Source organism: Hyphomicrobiales bacterium (assembly GCA_016710435.1).
Lineage (GTDB): Bacteria > Pseudomonadota > Alphaproteobacteria > Rhizobiales > Aestuariivirgaceae > Aestuariivirga.
On record JADJVV010000008.1, the window covers coordinates 14,795 to 30,646 of the forward strand.

The 15,852-nt window shown below is 60.0% G+C and carries 16 protein-coding genes; all 16 read left to right on the forward strand.

Annotated elements, in window-relative coordinates:
• Nucleotides 1-105: 105 nt before the first annotated feature.
• Nucleotides 106-1,371, forward strand: a complete 1,266-nt coding sequence (locus IPM06_17740) for a terminase (GenBank protein MBK8772246.1) — start codon at nucleotides 106-108, stop codon at nucleotides 1,369-1,371.
• Between the two features lie 1,328 nt (nucleotides 1,372-2,699).
• Complete coding sequence (locus tag IPM06_17745) at nucleotides 2,700-4,379, forward strand: phage head-tail adapter protein (GenBank protein ID MBK8772247.1); 1,680 nt, start codon at nucleotides 2,700-2,702, stop codon at nucleotides 4,377-4,379.
• 30 nt (nucleotides 4,380-4,409) lie between these two features.
• The gene (locus tag IPM06_17750) at nucleotides 4,410-4,790 is read left to right on the forward strand and encodes an endopeptidase (protein ID MBK8772248.1); all 381 of its coding nucleotides are present in this window, start codon (nucleotides 4,410-4,412) and stop codon (nucleotides 4,788-4,790) included.
• A complete protein-coding gene (locus IPM06_17755) occupies nucleotides 4,714-5,343 on the forward strand; it encodes a hypothetical protein (GenBank protein MBK8772249.1) in 630 nt (209 codons plus the stop codon). Before IPM06_17750 ends, IPM06_17755 begins: the two co-directional genes overlap by 77 nt.
• 15 nt (nucleotides 5,344-5,358) lie before the next feature.
• Complete coding sequence (locus IPM06_17760; GenBank protein MBK8772250.1) at nucleotides 5,359-6,378, forward strand: hypothetical protein; 1,020 nt, start codon at nucleotides 5,359-5,361, stop codon at nucleotides 6,376-6,378.
• 12 nt (nucleotides 6,379-6,390) lie between these two features.
• Entirely contained in the window at nucleotides 6,391-6,843 is a 453-nt protein-coding gene (locus IPM06_17765) for a hypothetical protein (GenBank protein ID MBK8772251.1), read from the forward strand.
• Between the two features lie 5 nt (nucleotides 6,844-6,848).
• Nucleotides 6,849-7,037 carry a hypothetical protein gene (locus IPM06_17770; protein ID MBK8772252.1) on the forward strand — a complete coding sequence of 63 codons (189 nt, stop codon included), beginning with the start codon at nucleotides 6,849-6,851 and terminating at the stop codon, nucleotides 7,035-7,037.
• Between the two features lie 66 nt (nucleotides 7,038-7,103).
• Nucleotides 7,104-7,460 (forward strand): hypothetical protein, encoded by a 357-nt coding sequence (locus IPM06_17775; GenBank protein ID MBK8772253.1) that lies wholly within the window; start codon nucleotides 7,104-7,106, stop codon nucleotides 7,458-7,460.
• Nucleotides 7,461-7,478: 18 nt separating this feature from the next.
• Nucleotides 7,479-7,910, forward strand: coding sequence for a hypothetical protein (locus IPM06_17780; protein MBK8772254.1), 432 nt, complete (start codon nucleotides 7,479-7,481; stop codon nucleotides 7,908-7,910).
• Nucleotides 7,907-8,161 carry a hypothetical protein gene (locus IPM06_17785; GenBank protein ID MBK8772255.1) on the forward strand — a complete coding sequence of 85 codons (255 nt, stop codon included), beginning with the start codon at nucleotides 7,907-7,909 and terminating at the stop codon, nucleotides 8,159-8,161. Before IPM06_17780 ends, IPM06_17785 begins: the two co-directional genes overlap by 4 nt.
• Entirely contained in the window at nucleotides 8,158-8,427 is a 270-nt protein-coding gene (locus tag IPM06_17790; protein ID MBK8772256.1) for a hypothetical protein, read from the forward strand. Before IPM06_17785 ends, IPM06_17790 begins: the two co-directional genes overlap by 4 nt.
• A gap of 11 nt (nucleotides 8,428-8,438) precedes the next feature.
• Nucleotides 8,439-8,744 (forward strand): hypothetical protein, encoded by a 306-nt coding sequence (locus IPM06_17795; GenBank protein ID MBK8772257.1) that lies wholly within the window; start codon nucleotides 8,439-8,441, stop codon nucleotides 8,742-8,744.
• On the forward strand, nucleotides 8,744-11,044 hold the full coding sequence (locus IPM06_17800; GenBank protein ID MBK8772258.1) for a fibronectin type III domain-containing protein: 2,301 nt from the start codon (nucleotides 8,744-8,746) through the stop codon (nucleotides 11,042-11,044). The genes IPM06_17795 and IPM06_17800 overlap by 1 nt, the downstream gene beginning before the upstream one ends.
• The gene (locus IPM06_17805; GenBank protein ID MBK8772259.1) at nucleotides 11,045-12,553 is read left to right on the forward strand and encodes a fibronectin type III domain-containing protein; all 1,509 of its coding nucleotides are present in this window, start codon (nucleotides 11,045-11,047) and stop codon (nucleotides 12,551-12,553) included.
• Nucleotides 12,554-13,195 carry a hypothetical protein gene (locus IPM06_17810; protein MBK8772260.1) on the forward strand — a complete coding sequence of 214 codons (642 nt, stop codon included), beginning with the start codon at nucleotides 12,554-12,556 and terminating at the stop codon, nucleotides 13,193-13,195.
• Between the two features lies 1 nt (nucleotide 13,196).
• Nucleotides 13,197-15,851, forward strand: coding sequence for a hypothetical protein (locus tag IPM06_17815; GenBank protein MBK8772261.1), 2,655 nt, complete (start codon nucleotides 13,197-13,199; stop codon nucleotides 15,849-15,851).
• Nucleotide 15,852 lies beyond the last annotated feature (1 nt).

Below are 15,852 nucleotides of genomic sequence, written 5' to 3' on the forward strand. Positions count from 1 at the left end.
CACGGAGAGCTGAAAGACTATTCCGGTCCCCGCCTCTGGCAAGCAGAGACGTTCGCGATTATCCGCGATCACCTGAGCAACAAGGCAACGCGCTTTCAGCCGCTGATGCTTGGAGTCGCGTCCGGGCACGGGATCGGGAAGTCCGCCGCGATCGGCATGCTGTGCAATTGGGCGCTATCGACCTGCGACGATTGCAAAGTCATGGTCACGGCCAACACCGAGGCCCAGTTGCGCACCAAGACAAGCCCGGAAGTGGGCAAGTGGTCGCGGCTCTCGCTCACGGCAAACTGGTTCGATGTTGAGTCGACTTCGATCTCCTCGAAGGATTCGGTGCATCGGAAGACCTGGCGGGCCGACTTCATTCCTTGGAGCGAGAACAATACCGAGGCATTCGCGGGCCTGCACAACAAGGGCAAGCGCATCGTGCTGATCTTTGACGAGGCCTCGGCCATTGCCGACAAGGTCTGGGAAGTCGCAGAGGGTGCGCTGACCGACGAAAGCACCGAGATAATCTGGATAGCGTTCGGCAACCCGACGCGGAACACAGGGCGATTCAGGGAGTGCGCGCGCCGGCTAAAGCACCGTTGGCAATTTCGCCAGATCGACAGCCGCCAGGTCGAAGGCACGAACAAGGAGCAAATTGCCAAGTGGGTGCAGGACTACGGCGAGGACTCAGACTTCGTCAAGGTCAGAGTGCGAGGCATGTTCCCGTCGGCCTCGTCGCGGCAGTTCATAAGCGAGGTTGATGTCTCTGCAGCCTACGGGAAGGAGTTGCAACTGCATCAGTTCGACTTCGCGCCGAAAATCCTGACAGTCGATCCAGCATGGGAAGGAGACGACGAATTTGTCATCGGCCTGCGGCAAGGGCTGGTGTTCCGCATCCTGCATCGCATGGCGAAGAACGACAACGACCTGATCGCAGCCGCCCTCATTGCCCGTTACGAAGACGAGGAAAAGGCGGATGCTGTGTTCATCGACGCCGGCTTTGGTACCGGCATCGTCAGCGCCGGGCAGGGCATGGGCCGTACTTGGCTGCTGGTGTGGTTCGCTTCCGCCTCTGCCAATCAGGGCTGCCTCAACAAGCGCGCAGAGATGTGGCAAGCGGCGCGAGACTGGCTCAAGGCCGGTGGCTGCATTCCCGATGATCCTGTGCTGCGGGACGAGTTGATGGCGCCTGAAGTCGTTCCGCGAGTCGACGGCAAGGTGCAGATCGAGGCAAAGAAGGACATGAAGGCGCGTGGCATTCCATCGCCGAACAGGGCCGACGCGCTGGTGCTCTCGTTTGCCTTCCCTGTGTTCAAGAAGGACGCTTTACCCGCGGGGAACAAGCCAAATGCCCGCCGCGCCTACGACCCATACCAGAACGTTTAGGGGCTCCATGACTCTCTGATCGGTCGCGACAATCCACCGGAATTACAGTCCGGTGATTGTCATGGCATCGTATCTCGACTCGATCGCACAGTATCTCAGCGCTGATACGCTCGCAGCAGCCCGGAAGGGTGGCAGTCCGGAAACCCTGCTGTCTGCAGTACGCGGCAAGCAGCCAGACGACATCTCGATCGACCTGGGCAACTACAACCCAGACAACTGGCTGATGAAGATGGGCACCAAGCGCGTCTTCCAGCAGGGAGAGTTTGATAACCCGGACCGCTGGGCGCCGGGCGCACAGGCTGCGGCGCTGAAGAATGCGACATGGGACTCGCAGTACGGCCTTTTGTACGACATCAAAGACGCCGAGAAATACTGGATTCCGGAAAAGGTGGGGTTCATGGACAAGGTCATGTCCATGTTGCCGCTGGTAGCTGCCGGCATCATGACGGCCGGCGTTGGTGGAGCCTTCGGTGCAGGCTCAGCAGGGTCCGCGAGTTCCTCTACGCTGTTCACGGGAGGCGCCGGCGCTGGTGAAGCAGCGGTTGCGGCGACTGCCACCGAAGCGGGTGCGGCTGGTGCCGCCGCGGCTGGCGGCTACACAGCAGGGCAGCAAGCCGCGCTCGACTCGCTGATACACGATCTCACCATCGCCGATGCGCTCGAGAGTGGCGCGGCCGGCGCGGCCGGTGCAAGCGCCGTCGACGCCGGCTACACCATCGAGCAACAGCAGGCACTTGACTCGATCATTGGCGACCTGTTGAAGGCTGACCAGCTCGACGCAGGAGGCAAGGGCGCCGGGCTCATCAATCAACTGAAGGACGCCTACGGCGCGGCCAAGCCGTACAAGGACGTGCTGTCTATCGCGCAGACAGCCGCTTCGGTCTTCCAAGGCCAAGGCGCGGCCGATGCCACCAAACAGGCCGCAGGACAGCAGCAACAGGCCGGCAATGACGCGCTGGCCGCACAGCAGGCGGCACAGCAGGCGCAAGCCGATGCAGCCGCCAAGTCCCTCGAATTGCAGCGCCAGGCGCAGGAAAAGCAGCTCGCGCAGCAGAACGCCACACTGCAGGAGCAGTTGCGCATGCAGCAGGCTATGGCGTCGTACCAGCAACAGGTCTATTCGCAGCAGCTGGCACAAGCCGCGAAGTCGTCGAAGCTCGCAGAGGAACAACTTCGTCGGAACAATCAGAGACAGCCTGACTTTGCGGCCGCGCTCAGCGGCAACCGTCGAGCCGGGCAAATGGGCGTTGCCGGCACGATGCTCACCGGCGCAGGAGGGCTCGATCCTGGCCTACTGACACTCGGCCGTAACACGTTGCTGGGGCTTGATGGCGGACTACATAGACTCACGCAAGCAGATTCTTCAGCGCTGGGCGGCGCTCGAGCAGGAACGCTCATCGTGGCTGACGCACTGGCAGGAGATAGCCAGGTACCTGCTGCCGCGCAATGGCCGCTTTCTCTGCACCGACAACAACCGCGGCGAGAAGCGCCACAACGCGATCTACGACTCTACCGGGACGCGCGCGCTCTACACCCTACAGGCCGGCATGATGTCCGGCATGACCAGCCCGGCGCGGCCGTGGTTCAAGCTGGCGACCCCAGATCACGACCTGAACCGCTATGGGCCGGTGAAAATCTGGTTGTCTGATGTCACGCAGTTGATGCGCGAGGTATTCCAGCGCTCGAATACCTATCGCGCGCTACAGCACATGTACCTCGAGCTTGGCGCTTTCGGCACGGCGGCATCCTTTCTCACCGAGGACTACACCGACGTAATCCGTCACTACCCGCTGACGATCGGCGAATTTTCTGTCGCGACCGATAACCGTGGAATGGTTAATACTCTGGCGCGCAAGTACCGCATGACGGTGGGCAACATCGTCCGCGAGTTCGGTATCGCCAACGTTTCGACCGGCATCAAGGACGCATGGGATAGGCACCGCGTCGACGACTGGCGCGAGGTAATCCACATTGTGCAGCCGCGCGAGGACCGCGACGATACGAAACGCGACGCCAAGAACATGCCGTGGGCCTCGACCTACATCGAGGTCGCATGCGATCACCAGAAGGTGCTGCGTGAATCCGGATTCGAGATTTTTCCGGCGCTTTGTCCGCGCTGGCAGACGGCCGGTGGCGACATATACGGCCATTCGCCCGGAATGGAATCGTTGGGCGACATCAAACAGTTGCAGCAGGAGCAGTTGCGCAAGGGACAGGGAATCGATTACATGTCGCAGCCGCCGTTGCAGGCGCCGACCGCGATGAAGAACGTCGGCGTTGATTCGCTGCCAGGGGGAATCTCCTACTACGACGCCACTTCGCCGCACAGCGGAATCCGCACGCAGTTCGAAATCCGGCTGGACCTCAATCACCTGCTGGCCGACATCCAGGACGTGCGCGGACGCATCAGATCGGCCTTCTACGCCGACCTGTTCTTAATGCTTGCCAATCAGACCGATGCGCGCATGACAGCTACCGAGGTGGCTGAGCGGCATGAAGAAAAGTTGCTGATGCTGGGGCCGGTGACAGAGTCGCTCCACAACGAGCTCCTTGATCCGCACGTGGACATCACCTTCTCCCGCATGCTCAAGGCAGGAATTCTGCCGCTCGTGCCTGAGGAGTTGAAAGGCATGGACCTGAACGTCGAGTACGTCTCGGTGCTCGCGCAAGCACAGCGCGCGGTCGGAACGAACAGCGTCGATAGATTCGTCTCGAACCTCGGCGTAGTGGCGCAGATCAAGCCGGAAGTCATCGACAAGCTGGACGTTGATGAGTGGGCGGACGCCTACTCGGACATGCTAGGCGTCGATCCGAAAATGATAATTCCGGGCGAGCAGGTCGCGCTGGTACGCAAGCAGCGCGCACAAGCGCAGGCGCAAGCCGCACAGGCCGAACAGCAGAAATTGCAGAGTGAGACCGTGCGCAACGTCGGGTCTGTCGATCCGTCTCAGATGGGCGACGTGATGAACATGTTCAGCGGGTATTCGACGCCGGGGACCGTGCAATGAGGGGCTCCATAACACAGGGGCGCGCATTTAATGTCATCGCATGACCCGTTTGACCTCGAAGGCCAGGAACAGCACCGCAAGGCGAAGGACGATCGCGACGGGCTCGACCGAAAGAACGAGACAGAGGACATTCGATGGTTGATGTCAGGGCCGCGCGGCCGGCGGATCGCTTACCGATTCCTCGAGCGCGCAGGCATCTGGCAAAGTAGTTTCACAGGCAACAGCGAGACGTTCTTCCGCGAAGGACGGCGTGACATGGGGCTGCAGCTTCTGGCATCTATCAACACCACATGCCCGGATGCCTACGCCAAGATGATCGAAGAGGCGAGACAAAATGGACGAAGCAGCAGCGGTAACCGATCAAGCAGCAACAGCAACGACGCAACCTACGACGACAACGGGACAAACTGACACTGCACCCGCCACTACGTTGATGGACGCAGCGCCCGGCACCGAGCCGGCAGCGGGCGACAACACGCAACAGCAGGCCGATACGCAGACTTCCGCGGCACCGGCCGAGTACACTGATTTCACTCTTCCTGAAGGCATGGACAAGGACTCAGCCGACTTGACGGCGCTCGTCGCCGACGCGAAGGCGCTGAACCTCGACCAGGCCGGCGCTCAGAAATTCCTCGACCGCGAATTCGCTCGGACCAAGCAGCACGCCGAGAACGCAAAGACTGCGGCGACTTTCTGGGCCACGCAAGCGAAGGAAGACAAGGAATTCGGCGGCGAGAACCTGAAGCAGAACCTGGCCGTTGCAGAACGCGGCCTCGATGCCTACGGTACGCCGCAACTCAAGCAGTTGCTCGCGGCAACCGGCCTATCAAACCATCCGGAAATCATCCGGATGTTGTGGAAGGCCGGGCAGACAGTCAAGGAGGACAGCATTGTGAATGGCGGCGGCGCAGTCAATGGCGCGCGCAGCACGGCGCAACGCTTGTTCCCGCACATGAACCCGTGATGAGGTAACGACAAAATGGCAACTCTATCAACTGGTCAGCTCACCCTGGCCGATGTTTCGAAGCGCATGATGCCCGACGGTTCGGTTGATCCGATCGCCGAACTGCTCTCGCAAACCAACGACTGCCTGGAAGACCCGGTATTCGTCGAATCCAATCAACCGACCTCGCATATCGTCACGATCCGCACCGGCTTGCCGGCGGTCTACTGGCGTCAGTACAACGCCGGGGTTCCTCCGAGCAAGTCCACCACGGCGCAGATCACCGAGCCGTGTGCGATGATGGAAGCGCGCAGCCACATCGATGCCAAGCTGCTGCAACTCAACGGCAACAGCGCAGCGTTCCGGCTCTCCGAAGATTCCCCGTTCCTCGAGTCGATGGCGCAGGAGATGACGGACAAGCTCTTCAACGGCAACGTCGCGGTCGATCCGAAAACCTTCTCAGGTCTGTCGACACGGTACAGTTCTACCTCGGCCGGCAACGGTAACAACGTCATCCTGGCAGGCGGCTCGGGCTCGGACAACGCCTCAATGTATCTCGTGGTGTGGGGCGAGCAAACCGTGTTCAGCACCTATCCGAAGGGGTCGAAAGCTGGCCTCACAAGCAAAGACCTTGGGGAAGAATCGGTGCAGGATGCCGCCGGCAACTGGTATCAGGCGGCACGCTCGCTCTACCAGTGGGATTGCGGACTGGTTGTCAAGGACTGGCGGTATGCGGTACGCATCGCCAACATCGACGTGTCAGACTGGATCGGGGTGACGGGTACGCAGGCGCTGACCGCGGCCACCAACCTGGTCAAGCTGATGACCAAGGCAATGGCGCGCATTCCGAATATGAACATGGGCCGCGCGGCCTTTTACGCGAATCGATCTATCGCTGAGGGCCTGATGATTCAGTCGCTGGACCGTTCGCAGAATGTGCTTTCGGTGCAGCCGGCGCTCAATCAGTTCGGCCAGTCAATCATGACCCTGAAGTTCCAAGGGGTTCCGATCCGCATCGTCGACAAACTCGGCATCGCCGAGACTGCCGTTTCTTAAGGAGCCGCCACCATGATGACCGATGCACTACTGCAACTCTCGGCCGCGCAAGCCGTCACCGCTTCAGCGGTATCGACCAACACCATCGACCTCGGCACGGCGCGCGATATCGGGCCGGGCCGGCAGCTCTATGCTGTGATCACCGTCGACGAGACGGCAACCGCGGCCGGTGCGGCGACGGTGGATTTCCAACTCATCACCTCGGCTGCTGCCGCGCTCAGCTCGCCGACGATCATCGGCGCGACGAGTCCGATCGGCAAGGCCGAACTGACCGCCGGCCGCAAGCCGATCGTCATCCCGATCCCGTCTGCAAATCTCAATGCGCAACCAATCGGCCAGCGCTATTTCGGCCTGCAATTCACGGTCGCAACTGGTCCGCTTACCGCTGGCAAGTTCACCGTCAACATCACCGATAGCGACGTGAGCGTAGGCAAGTACTACGCGAGCGGCTTCACTGTCGCCTGACCGTCATGGCTAAATACCGAGCCCTGCGCGAGACGCTCATTTCTCACCTGTGCCGCAAGGTGCAGGAGGGGGAAGAGTTCGAGGCCGAGTTCCCAGAAGGGACGAAGCTGTCTGACAACATCGAGCTAGTTATTCCGTCAGAAGAGCCGGACTCTCTGGATACCGGCCAGGGCGGGAAGCTCAAGAGGCGATGATTAGGCGATGATTCAGCGGAGTGGTGGCGAAGGCTCCCACTCCGTTTTTCCACAGGAGGAGACCGTATGGCGACAATCGCATCCAGCAGTCTAGACCCGCGTCCGCCAAGCCATACATGGTCTGGGTGTCGCTGGCTGGCAATCACCGAGGCCGACACCGGCGCGGCGTTCGAACTCTCTCGCTTTGCTGACCGTTCTGTCCAGGTGTTCGGCACCTTCGGCGCGGGCGGCACGCTGCTAATCGAGGGCAGTAATGACGGCGGCACGACATGGGCAACGCTAAAAGACGTGTTCGGCGTTGCGCTGCAATTCACCTCCGCCGACATCCTGACCATTGGCCCGATCGTCCGCCACATTCGCCCGCGGGTTTCCGCAGGAACCGGTGTGTCGCTGAACGTGTATCTGGTCGAAGGCACCCGTTAGAATACAAGGAGCAAGAGCATGGCTTCCCCAGTTAAGTACTACGATTACATAGAGCAGGTCAACAAAGGCGTTCACGTGTGGGGAACCCACACCTTTAAGATCGCCCTTGGAAACACCGGACTGACCCAAACGCATACCGTGCTCGCCGACGTGACGCAGATTGCCACGGGCGGCGGCTACACGGGCGGCGCTGGCGGGGGGCTGACCCTTGATTCCGTGACGTTGAGTGAGACGACGGGCACGGCAAAAGTAGTCATTGCCGACGAGGTGCTCACTGCAACCGGCGCAGTCGCCACGTTCCGCTACCTGCACTACTACAACGACACGGCCACCTCTCCGGCTGATGCGCTGGTGCTCGGGTATGACCACGGATCGGCGGTTACGCTTGCGAACACCGAGACTTTTACGGCCGATCACGACGCCACGAATGGGCTCTGGCAATCCGCATGACCGTCCAGGTTATGTACGGCGAGATTACCGCCAGGCTCTTCAACCGAGTTGTGCGGCAGGTCATGACCAACGGGCATCTGCTAAAGGTCACGACTGCCGACAACAACGAAGTGACCATAGCCTGGGTCGATGGCGAAGGACGCCAACTCAAGGGCCGTCCGGTTGTCATACAGTCAGGAGCGCGCATCAAGTGCGAAGGCATAAATGATGTGCTGTATTTACCGCAGATCAGAACTAAAGGTGAGGCGTGAAGATCGCCTACACCGCGACAGTCGAGCAGTTGATCGAGGCAGGGTTGTCGCCGCGTATCATTGAACTTGCAAAGCAACCGTTTATGCGGCCAGGGGGGATTGATTTTGATATCCCCTACGCGATGGCGGTATTGGACGCCCGTGAAAAGGTTGATCTTTATGCGCTACACATAAACAACCCTGGCAAGAACGTATGTTTCCCGCCTATTCCTGGCAAAGCCACGATGGGACTAGTTGTCGACCAACCTACACGAGGTGAAGCATGAAACCGCAAGCAATGACAATTGAATCCGTGGCTGCGCAGGATGCCGCAGTCAATGCAATGACGTGGAGCGACATGGTGGCGCGCTACGATCTACTCAACGCCGTTGTAGAGGCGACCTACGTGAAGACCGCCCCGATCCAGGCGAAACTCGACGCGGAGAACGCAAGGGCAGAAGCGGCGCGCATCAGTGCGACGGAGCTGGCAGACCAGATCGAAAATATCTGGGGCGCAGACTGGATCTCGACGAAGCGTGAGATTGGCCTGATCGCCAATCGCATGGCTGTCGCGAAGAAGCTCAATCTCGCTCCGGTCGCGTGATGTTCGATCGCCTGTTGTGGAGCGGTGCGGCGAGCGCGATCTATACTCTCGCCGCCGTTGTGCTGTTCGCCGTGTGCGGGAGCGTGCATGCTACGACGTTTCTTGCGTGGACGGCCGACTGCACGCACCCATGCACCAACTCGGCGACGGGGACAAAGGCCCCTCCCAGCGGGGGGTCGAGCGACAACTTTACCCTCTCCAATGGGGCACCCGGCACCTCCATCTCGACCAGCATCAAGCATTCCGGCAGCGGATCGCTCAAAACGGTTGCCGTAGGCAATGACGGCGGGAACCAGCCTGAAGGCGCAGAACCCCTCTATCAAGGGCTGTTTGGAAACTACTTCCCCGGCACATTCTCTGGATCGACCCGATATTACCGATGGTGGATGCGGATAGAGTCTGGCTGGTCGTGGGGAAATTCCGGTGTCGGCGACCCGGTTATTAAGGTGATTCGAGAATCCACCCCGACTGGGCAATGGTTCACGGTGCTCATGACACCGAGTGGTTTCCAATTCGACGACTGCGATAGCGATGGGGTGGGCGGATCGCACGCGGGAGAATGCTACAACAATACCGGGGCGCACGGTTCATCTGCTGCCTCAGGTATCAATGTCTCCTATACACACCCGACAGACAGCACGTGGCGTGAGTACATCCTAAAGATAAAAGAGCCGTCTTCGTTTAGCTGCACGCCGGGTGCTGGCTGCGATTCGGAGTTCACGCTTTACATCAACGGCACGCAGGTAAGCACAAACACCGGCTGGAAGATTGTGCCGGATGCGGGAACTGCTGACGCAGCGGGATTCCACTTCCCCGGAACGGCTGGTCCATACTTTCAGATTCGATCGTCGGTCGCCGCTGGCGGGACGTTCTACTGGGACGACTTTTCGGTTGATGATACTTTCAACTCTATAGCGGGAGGTGGCGACACTACCGCGCCGACCGTTCCCGCTAGCCTATCCTGCCCTTCCTCGACTACCACGGGGATTACCTGCACATGGTCTGCATCGACAGACGCGGTGGGCGTCACGAGCTACCCGCTTGAACGCCGCTCACTCCCAGATGGCGGGGCATGGACGCAGATCGCCGCGCCTGCAGGAACGAGCTACGCCGACACGGTACCGGCTATGACTCGCTACGAGTATCGCGTCAGCGCGAAGGATGCAGCGGGGAATCAGTCTGCGCCCAGCACCTCTGTGACCGCCACCTCGCACCTCAACCTGGCGTTCGGCTACGGAGTCAATCTTCCGCTCGAGTTCCGCGACGGCACTTGGGACGCGGGGCAGCGTGAAGCGGCGCTTGATGCGATCGAGTTTATGTGCGGCACTTCTTGCTGGGTGCGTATGGATGTCACGCATTCGACGGTTGAGGCGACGCAAGGCGTCTATGACTGGTCGAGTTACGACACGCGCATCGCTGAGATCAACGCGCACGGTTTTCAGAAGATGCTGATGCTCGGGTACTCGCCAGCATGGAATCGTGACGGCGCCTGCTCGACCAGCAACGCGATGCCGGTCAGTGGCGCGGCATTCGGGGCTTTCGTCGGCGCGGCGGTTGCTCGATTCACCCCGGATGCCGTCGAGTTCTGGAATGAGCCGAATGCGATCAATTTCTCCTGTCCTTCGGTATCGGCGTCGAATTACTACACGAAAGTGTTGGAGCCAGGCTACAACGCCGCGAAAGCCGCACGCCCGGCAACAGCGGTGATATTAGGTGGAACCGGACCTGCGACCGACGTTGGCTGTACTGGCACGACTCCGAATGTCACTTGTACAACCTCGCGTACCTCGATTGGCTGGCTCACCGATCTATATGGCATTGCGACGGTAAAAGAGCACTGGGACGGTATCGGGTTCCACCCATACACCAACAGCACGCAGCCGCCCGGCACCGCCTACACCACGGGCCTCGGGACAGGCTGGATGCAAATGGAGCAGCGCACTGAGGGCAGTGGCAGCTTGCGAACGCTAATGACCAATAACGCGCAGTCTGCGTTGAAGATCGTTACTACAGAGTGGGGTATTCCGACCAGCGGATCGGGCAATATGGGCAGTGTCAGCGTCACCTCGCAGGCCAATGACTGGGTGAAGCAGGGCTTCGGCATCCTTGCTGGTAAGTCGTGGGCGGGACCGTCAGTATGGTACGTGCTGACTGACCGCTGCGCTACAACAGCGAACGAAGAGTGCTGGTTCGGCCTCTTGCAACAAGACCTCGTGACTAAAAAGCGTTCCTTCGGTGCGTTCAAAGCACTCGCCAATCCGCTGGCTGCGCCAGGCAGAGACAAATTCAGGCCGCGCTAAATGGCAATCAATCCCGTACAAGGCGGCTCAAATCAGGATTTCACCGGAGCATCAATTGCCTCGCTGCAGCTTACATTTGGCACTCCGGTTGCCGCGAATAGTCTGGTTTGTGGTCATGGGACATTTGGCCCGACAACGCACGTTCCGCTAGTCAATGACAATCAAAGTAATTCTTATACCGTTGTATTAACTAACGGAGCTGATGCCACAAATAACCAAGCGGGGTTTCTATTCTACAAAGAAGGCATTTCCAATGCTCCGACAACGTTCACGCTAACCTTCGTGGGAGGTCTGTCTCCGAACTATGTAGAGCTTACGGTAGAAGAATTCTCTGGCGTTGCAACGAGTTCGGCAGCAACAGGCACGTTTGGGATGAACGTGCAGAATTCTCCAGGAACCGGGACGAACGCAGTCACATCTCCCAGCATCACTCCTGCCGTCGACGGATGCCTGATCTACGGGTTCACACAGAATGACGGCGGGTCGACGCTGGCCTCGGCTGGCACTGGCTATACGAGCGGCGTATCGAATGCCACTGCTGCATGCCGCAGCGAGTACAAGGTACAGACAACGGCTGCGGCCGTAGCTGCCACCTTCACCGTTGCGGCGAACGAATCACACATTACCGGCGTCATGGCGTTCAAGCCAGCGGCAGGTGGAGGCGGAAGCGCGACCACAGTTGCAGCGCAAGCGAGTTACGCCTTCACCCCACAGTCGGTCGGAACGTCGTGGGGACATGTGACGCCAATTGCCCAGGCATCATATGCTTTTACCCCGCAGAATGTTGGAACAAGCCAAGGCGGAAACAAAACTACCGTCATTGCGCAAGCGACGTACAGCTTCACGCCACAGCCAGTCGGAACAGCACGCACCCGCACGGTCGATGTCACATACCTTTCGGTTCCTGGCAATGAGGGGTACCGCATCGAGTGGGACAGCAACTCGGGTGAGCCGTATGCCAACAGCGCCGAAGTCGCAACGGATGTCCTGACCTACGCGATAACCGGACTTGCAGAGCGCACGACGTACTACTGGCGCGTTGCTGCACTCGTTGCTGGTGAGCCGCAAACGTGGTCGAACGAGGAAGTCTTCACGACCAGCATCGATCCAATGGTGGCCGATGCGGCGAGCTACACATTTACACCTCAGGATGTTGGGCTGATCGGCGGGTTCAATATCGCATCCGCACAGGCAAGTTATGCCTTCACCCCGCAGCCGATTGGAACGAGCAAAGGCGGAAACCAGACGACTTCCGCCAACTCGGCGAGCTACGCCTTCACCCCGCAGAATGTCGGGACAGCGAAGAGCAATGTTTATTCAGACACGATAGATCAAGCTTCATACGTTTTCACACCGCAAAATGTCGCAACTAGCCGTACCGTGGTGAGCACATTGGCCGCGAACAGTGCCAGCTATGCGTGGACGCCGCGAAGCGTCGGCACGAGCACGACCGGCACGGAAGACCGACGGGCAGGCTTTATCACCACGCGGCGTAGACGGAGAGCATAAATGTCATCGGATGTCGATATATGCAACCTCGCGCTCTCTCATCTTGGCGACGAGGCCGAAGTTACCTCGATAGCACCGCCGGATGGAAGCGCACAGGCAGCGCACTGCGCAGTGTTCTATCCGATCGCCCGTGATGCCATCTTGCAGACCCCGTGGAGCTTCAACACGTCTCGCGCGGTCCTGTCCAAATTGGTCGAAGCGCCAGCCTTCGGCTGGGCCTACGCTTACAGCGTGCCGGCCAACTGCCTGGCCGTCATCGCCGTCCATGATTCTGGCGTATCTGATGACGAGCAGCCGCGCGAGTTCGTCAGCGAGACATTGCCGGGCGGAGAGGCCTGCATTTTCACCAACGTGAATGACGCTGTCTGCCGCTATTCGCGGCGCATCACCGATAGCGCAAAGCTTCCGCCGCATGTCGTGGTGGCTCTTTCCTGGCTGCTCGCCTCCTATCTTGCCGGGCCGATTATCAAAGGTGATTCCGGGCGTAAAGCGGCGCTCGATTCGCACAAGCAGTTCCTCGATTGGTTCGGCCGCGCCATGATCTCCGATGCGGCGCAAAACAGGATTCGCCCGGAACATCTTCCGCCGTGGCTGCGCGATCGGACGATGACTCCAACGTCAGAGTCAACCTGGATTCGTTGACGTGGCGGCAAACCTTCGAACGCTCCAGAAGTCATTCACCGGCGGCGAGGTGTCTCCCGAATTCTGGGCTCGCGCCGACGACGCGAAGTATCAGGCCGGTCTGGCTATCGCACGCAATTTCATCGTCAAGCCGCAGGGGCCGATCGAGAACCGCGCCGGCTTTCAGTTCGTGCATTCGACCAAGGACTCGGCCAAGCTTGCGCGTCTGATACCGTTCATCTACTCGACTGACCAATCGATTGCCATCGAGTTCGGCGACCAGTACCTGCGGTTTCATACAGATGGCGCGACGCTGCTGACGCCTTCCGCATCGGCGTGGTCGAACGCCAGCAACACGGTAACGATCAGCGTTTCAACATCGGCCGTTGTCACGATCACTACTGCCAATCCAGGTGTCGTGACATGGAACGCGCATGGAATGGCGAACGGTGATCCCGTTGCCTTCACCACGACCGGCAAGCTTCCAGGCCTGACGGCGGGCCTGACCTACTACGTCCGTGACGTGACCGCCAACACGTTCAAGATCGCCGCAACGGTCGGCGGTACGGCATTGAGCACTTTCGTCAGCTCGAGCGGGACGCAGACTGCGCACAAGTTGACGGCAGGCGTAGTGACCTGGGCAGCCCATGGCCTGGCCAACGGAACGCCGCTGTTGCTGACTACTACCGGCGCACTGCCTTCTCGCTTGACCGCCAACGGCGTCTATTACGTGATCAACGCCGCGACTAACACGTTTGGACTCGCCGAATCGGTCGGCGGGGCCGGCGTGCATACATTCGGCAGCCAGTCAGGCACGCACACGGCGGCGCGCTGGTATCTGGTCGGTGATCTGGTCGCCTCCGGCGGCTCGACGTATTACTGCATCCTCGGCCACACCAACCAAGTGCCGCCGAACGCGACCTATTGGTATCTCGAGCCGGCGAGCGGCGAATACGAGATACCGACTCCATACGCAGACGAGGATGTCGCCAACATTCACTATGTTCAGTCGGCTGACGTGCTGACTTTGGTGCACCCAGGCTACGCACCGCGCGAGTTGCGACGCTACAGTGCTACCAACTGGCAGATGTCTGCGATTGCCTTCGCCAGCGCACAGACGCCACCTGGGACAGCAACCGCCACCGCAACAGGCGGTACTGGCACCGACTACGCCTATGTCGTTACCTCTGTGGACTCGAAGGGCTTCGACGAATCTATCGCTTCGACCATCGGCTACTGCGACGGCAACCTGTTCGCCGCAGGGGCTTACAACACCGTGACGTGGAACGCAATGGCGGGGGTAACGCGCTACCGCGTCTATCGCAAGAGCGGCGGGCTGTTCGGCTACGTCGGCCAGGCTGACGATGCGACATCGTTCACAGACGACAATATCGCGCCTGATCTGTCGCGCACCCCACCGATCGCGCAGACCCTGTTCGAGTCGACAGGCAACTATCCTGCAGCAGTGAGCTACTTCGAACAGCGGCGCGTATTCGCCGGAACCACGGACGAATCACAAAATATCTGGATGACCAAGAGCGGCACCGAGTCCAACATGGACTATTCTCTGCCGATCAAGGACGACGATTCCATCCAGTTCCGCATTGCGGCGCGCGAGGCCAGCACCATTCGTCATGTGGTTCCGCTTTCTGATCTGGTGTTCCTGTCCAGTTCCACGGAATTTTCGTCGGTCAGTTCGGACGCGCTCACGCCGGAGACGATCAACGTCAAGCCGCAGTCCTACATCGGTGCGAACAACGTGCAACCGGTGATTGTTTCCAACAATGTGATCTACGGGGCTGCGCGCGGCGGGCATGCGCGCGAGATGGCATATGCCTGGCAGAACAAGGGCTACATCAGCGGCGATTTGTCGCTGCGTGCGCCGCACCTGTTCGACGATCTGCAGGTTGTCGACATGGCCTATCAGAAGGCGCCCTATCCGGTCGTGTGGCTGGTCTCGAGCAACGGCAGCCTGCTCTCATTTACTTACGTCCCGGAGCAACAAGTAGGCGCCTGGGCGAGGCACGACACGGACGGCGCATTCGAGGCCTGCTGCGTGGTGCCTGAAGGTGACCAGGACGTGCTCTACGTCGTCGTCCGCCGCACCATCAACGGCCAGACGAAACGCTACATCGAGCGCCTGCACCAGCGCAGCACGGCCGACCAGGCGGACTCGTTTTTCGTCGACTGCGGCCTGACCTACGACGGCGCCCCGGCGACGACGATCAGCGGACTGGGCCACCTCGAAGGGAAAACTGTCTCTATCCTCGGGGATGGCGCCGTGATGGCGCAGGAAGTAGTGACGGCTGGCGCGATCACCCTGCCACAGGCGGTCAGTGTGGCGCACATTGGCCTTCCATACATCGCCGATATCCAGACCCTGCCGCTATGGATCGAGACAGAAGCGCTCGGCCAGACGCGCGAAAAGAACGTGAACAAGGTCCAGTTGCGCGTCTATCGCTCGAGCGGAATCTTCGTCGGCCAGGACTTCGATCATTTGACCGAGTACAAGCAGCGCAACAATGAACCGTATGGGTCCCCGCCCGCACTCAAGACGGCGCCTATCGATATCGTCATTAAGGGACAATGGACGCCGGATGCGCAGGTATGCATCCGGCAGATTGATCCACTACCGCTTACCATCAGCGGTATTGCACTCGAAGTTACGGTGGCCTGAC

Excerpts from the sequence above, each read along its gene's own strand:
- IPM06_17810 (MBK8772260.1), top strand. The coding sequence starts at position 12,554 with ATGTCATCGGATGTCGATATATGCAACCTCGCGCTCTCTCATCTTGGC.
- IPM06_17800 (MBK8772258.1), top strand. The coding sequence starts at position 8,744 with ATGTTCGATCGCCTGTTGTGGAGCGGTGCGGCGAGCGCGATCTATACT.
- IPM06_17785 (MBK8772255.1), top strand. The coding sequence starts at position 7,907 with ATGACCGTCCAGGTTATGTACGGCGAGATTACCGCCAGGCTCTTCAAC.
- IPM06_17805 (MBK8772259.1), top strand. The coding sequence starts at position 11,045 with ATGGCAATCAATCCCGTACAAGGCGGCTCAAATCAGGATTTCACCGGA.
- IPM06_17770 (MBK8772252.1), top strand. The coding sequence starts at position 6,849 with ATGGCTAAATACCGAGCCCTGCGCGAGACGCTCATTTCTCACCTGTGC.
- IPM06_17765 (MBK8772251.1), top strand. The coding sequence starts at position 6,391 with ATGATGACCGATGCACTACTGCAACTCTCGGCCGCGCAAGCCGTCACC.
- IPM06_17795 (MBK8772257.1), top strand. The coding sequence starts at position 8,439 with ATGACAATTGAATCCGTGGCTGCGCAGGATGCCGCAGTCAATGCAATG.
- IPM06_17760 (MBK8772250.1), top strand. The coding sequence starts at position 5,359 with ATGGCAACTCTATCAACTGGTCAGCTCACCCTGGCCGATGTTTCGAAG.
- IPM06_17745 (MBK8772247.1), top strand. The coding sequence starts at position 2,700 with ATGGCGGACTACATAGACTCACGCAAGCAGATTCTTCAGCGCTGGGCG.
- IPM06_17755 (MBK8772249.1), top strand. The coding sequence starts at position 4,714 with ATGGACGAAGCAGCAGCGGTAACCGATCAAGCAGCAACAGCAACGACG.
- IPM06_17740 (MBK8772246.1), top strand. The coding sequence starts at position 106 with ATGCTTGGAGTCGCGTCCGGGCACGGGATCGGGAAGTCCGCCGCGATC.
- IPM06_17775 (MBK8772253.1), top strand. The coding sequence starts at position 7,104 with ATGGCGACAATCGCATCCAGCAGTCTAGACCCGCGTCCGCCAAGCCAT.
- IPM06_17750 (MBK8772248.1), top strand. The coding sequence starts at position 4,410 with ATGTCATCGCATGACCCGTTTGACCTCGAAGGCCAGGAACAGCACCGC.
- IPM06_17780 (MBK8772254.1), top strand. The coding sequence starts at position 7,479 with ATGGCTTCCCCAGTTAAGTACTACGATTACATAGAGCAGGTCAACAAA.